The sequence below is a fragment of the Nocardioides caeni genome, from assembly GCF_004912195.1.
Lineage (GTDB): Bacteria > Actinomycetota > Actinomycetes > Propionibacteriales > Nocardioidaceae > Nocardioides > Nocardioides caeni.
Genome location: NZ_STGW01000030.1, coordinates 1 through 3,038 on the forward strand (window position 1 = coordinate 1; position 3,038 = coordinate 3,038).

3 protein-coding genes and 1 pseudogene are annotated in these 3,038 nt (G+C 72.8%); 3 read left to right on the forward strand and 1 reads right to left on the reverse strand.

Annotated features, from left to right (window positions below; translation table 11 throughout):
* Window positions 1-440: pseudogene (locus E9934_RS19245) on the forward strand (hypothetical protein); the annotation flags it as partial.
* Window positions 441-449: 9 nt separating this feature from the next.
* On the opposite strand, the gene E9934_RS19250 reads toward E9934_RS19245, so the two are convergent.
* On the reverse strand, window positions 450-1,889 hold the full coding sequence (locus E9934_RS19250) for a glycoside hydrolase domain-containing protein (protein ID WP_158295077.1): 1,440 nt from the start codon (window positions 1,887-1,889) through the stop codon (window positions 450-452).
* Between the two features lie 157 nt (window positions 1,890-2,046).
* Between E9934_RS19250 and E9934_RS19780 the strand changes: the two genes are divergently transcribed.
* Together E9934_RS19780 and E9934_RS19255 are read left to right on the forward strand one after the other, a co-directional pair.
* On the forward strand, window positions 2,047-2,508 hold the full coding sequence (locus tag E9934_RS19780; protein ID WP_158295078.1) for a hypothetical protein: 462 nt from the start codon (window positions 2,047-2,049) through the stop codon (window positions 2,506-2,508).
* 65 nt (window positions 2,509-2,573) lie between these two features.
* The coding region (locus E9934_RS19255) for a zinc-ribbon domain-containing protein (protein ID WP_136564525.1) at window positions 2,574-3,038 on the forward strand (465 nt) is incomplete at its 3' end.

The following is a 3,038-nucleotide window of genomic DNA, read 5'->3' on the forward strand; positions in this document are numbered from 1 at the left end:
TGATCGGCCTGGGTGGGGCCATCGGCGTCGCGATCTCCGCGATCGTGCCGCGCGACGACTTCCCGCCGGTCCTGCCGATCGGCCTCGCCGGTGTGTGGCTCATCCTGGGCATGGTGACGACCGGGCTGCTGCACGGCGCGAGCGTCGAGGACGACTTCTTCGTCCTCTTCGTCAGCACCGACCTCACCACCGTGTTCCTGATGTACGTCGCCCCGGCCCTCGTGCTCGTCGCGTTGCTCGCGCCCGCCGACGTCCGGCGGGAGCGCGGCCCGCTGCTGCCGGCGCTGCAGCAGGCTGGTCAGCCGGGTCACCCCGGTCACCCCGGTCACCCCGGTCACCCCGGTCACCCGGGTCAGCCCGGCTACCCGGCGCAGCCGCCGTCGTACGGCCAGCAGCCGCCGACCCCGCCGACCCCGCCGACCGCGCCGTCGGGCTGGTAGCCAGAGGCGTCAGTAGCGTCCGGCCTGCAGGCGGGCCCACGTCGCCGTGGAGGTGATCCCGGCGGGCGACATGCCGACCTTCTGGCGGTAGGCCTTGACCTGCCGCGCGGTCTCGGCGTCGTAGATGCCGTCGACGGTGATCCGCACGCTCGGCGTGGCGGCCTGGAGGGTGCGCTGCACCCGGCGCACGTAGGCGCCGCGGGAGCCGATCTTGAGGACCGGGGTGTTGCCGCCGGACAGCAGGCTCATCCAGTAACGCGTGTTCCACGTCGGGCCGACGGGGAAGCCACGCTTGGTCTGCCACGCCGCCACCGCGGTCCGGGTCCGGGCGTCATAGGTGCCGGTGATCGCGCTGAGGGGCAGCAGGCCCTTGCGGCTGAGCAGGCACTGCAGGGCCTGCACGGCCTGGGGCCTGGTGTCGCGGGTCGAGGCCACGATCCGCGGATAGGTGCGGAGGTCGACCTTGATGCCGCCGCACTGCTTCTCGGGAGCGGGCGTCGAGTCACCGAGGTCGAGGTAGTTGCGGTCGATGTTGATCCGGACGCCGCCCCACGTCTCGTCGTGGCCGCCCTGGTACTGCTTCATCCGGCCGCCCGGCAGCCAGCCGTCGGCGCGCAGGTAGCTCGTCGAGGTGTTGGCCTTGAGGTCCCACCGCGCGATCCAGATCTGGTCGGGCAGGACGACGTCCTTGCGGCGCTGGGCGCGGGCGTCGTCGAGGATCTTCATCCCGGAGCCCGCGCTCGAGTAGACGCCCGAGACGTAGCCGAGGTCGCGGACCTTCTCGGTCCAGCCGCTGAGGAAGGACAGGGAGGACTCGCGGCAGGTGGCGTTCTTGTGGTTCGACCAGCCCTCGAGGTCGTACCAGAGCGTGCTGCCGGGCACGATCCCGAGCGCCTGGGCGGCGCCGACGGCGTCGACGGCCTCGCGGCGGCCCTGCCGGCGCGCCGAGATGTAGCCGTCGACGCTGCGGTTGCTGATGGTCGGGTCGATCTTCGCGCCGTAGCGAGGGAAGCGGCCGACGCAGGTCGACTGCGGGCCGAGCGTGATCGGCAGGATCCGCCAACCCTTGGCGAGCTGGGTGCGGACCCAGGTCGGCGTGAGCAGCCGCTGCGTGCGGCAGAAGCGGGACGCGCCGGAGATGTAGACCCCGACAGCGAGGAAGGGGGAGTGCTCCAGCCAGGCGTCCATTCGTGCCTGGGACTGGGTCTCGCACTGGTCGAAGCCGTAGCCGGTGAAGTTGCCCGGTGTCACCGGATTGGGTCGGGCGGCGCTCAGGACGACGGTGCCGGCGGCCTCGGTGCCGGACGGTACGTCGCCGGCGAGCGGGTTCGCGAGACTGGCGGCGACCGCGGCGGCCAACGCGCACAGGCCGAGTCGCAGGCTCCGGGAGCGGGGGCGCGCCGGGCCCGCCGGGCGTCGTACCGAGCTGGCGGCGAAGCGGGCAGGCATGGCGGTCACTCCAGGGGAAGTAGGGGTCGAGCCGTCGTCCGACGGCGTTCGAACCACGTCACGATAACCACACAAGTCACACCAGTAACAGGCTTCGCCCTGAACTACAGAGCTGTAATTCAGTGGCGGTCCCCGCGGGTCGTCTAGGGTCCGGGACATGCGTGGGGGAGCAGTCGGCGCCCGGTGGCCGCGACCGCCCCTTCCGATCGGTATCGGCTGGCTGCTCGGCGGCCTGAGCTGGGTGACCGCGGTGTTCTTGCCGTGGCGCACCGACGGGGTGCTCTCCCGGTCGAGCCTGATGGATGCGGCCCGTTTCGTGCGCCGCGGCATCCTCGACGGGATCGTCCCGCCGGCTGCCGCCCCGCTGCTGCTGGCGCCCGCCCTGCTCGGGCTGGTCGTGGTGGTCCTGTCCGGCGTGGGTGGCCGGACGGCGTCGGTCGCCCGTGCCGTCATCGGTGGTCTCGGCGCCGTCCTCGTGCTGCTCCTCGTGGCCAAGGTCGTCGGCGGGCTCGATCGGGTCGGCTCCGGCGGCTGGCTGGCCGTCGCCGCCACGGCGCTCGTGGCCGGATCGCTGACGGCCGAGATCATCTGGCGGCGTAACGCCACGAGGCCCCACTAACGTCACTACGATGCCCGACGAGACCGATCGTGGGGTCGGTGTGCGAGCGAGACGGGGGATCGACGATGGCCTTCTGCACGTCCTGTGGCGCCGAACGCGGCGACAGCGAGGCATTCTGCAGCTCCTGCGGCACCCGCCACGAGGACGCCGCCCCGACGGGCCCGCCCGCGCCGGCGTACCCCTCGCAGCCACCGGCGTTCCAGCCGGCACCGCCGCCCGCCATGCCGCCCGCCGTGCCACCCGCTTCCGCGCCGCCGCCCGGCCTGGCGCCCTTCGGCTTCGCCGAGCCCGGACAGGCGGACGGACCCGGGCAGCCGTCCGACCCGTCCGACCCGTCGGGACCGGCCGGCAGGAAGCCGTCGGCGGGACTCCTGCTCATCGTGGTCGGCACGGTGCTGGCCGTGCTGCTCGGTGCGTTCGTCGTCTGGCAATTCGTCTGGCCGCGTGGCGGTGCCGGCTCACCGGAGGCCGCGGTCGAGAAGTTCATCCAGGCCGGCGTCGACCAGGACCCGATCGCACTGCTCGACGTG

Bases quoted from the DNA above. Each gene is read 5' to 3' on its own strand.
- E9934_RS19250 (WP_158295077.1), bottom strand. From the start codon at position 1,889: ATGCCTGCCCGCTTCGCCGCCAGCTCGGTACGACGCCCGGCGGGCCCG.
- E9934_RS19780 (WP_158295078.1), top strand. From the start codon at position 2,047: ATGCGTGGGGGAGCAGTCGGCGCCCGGTGGCCGCGACCGCCCCTTCCG.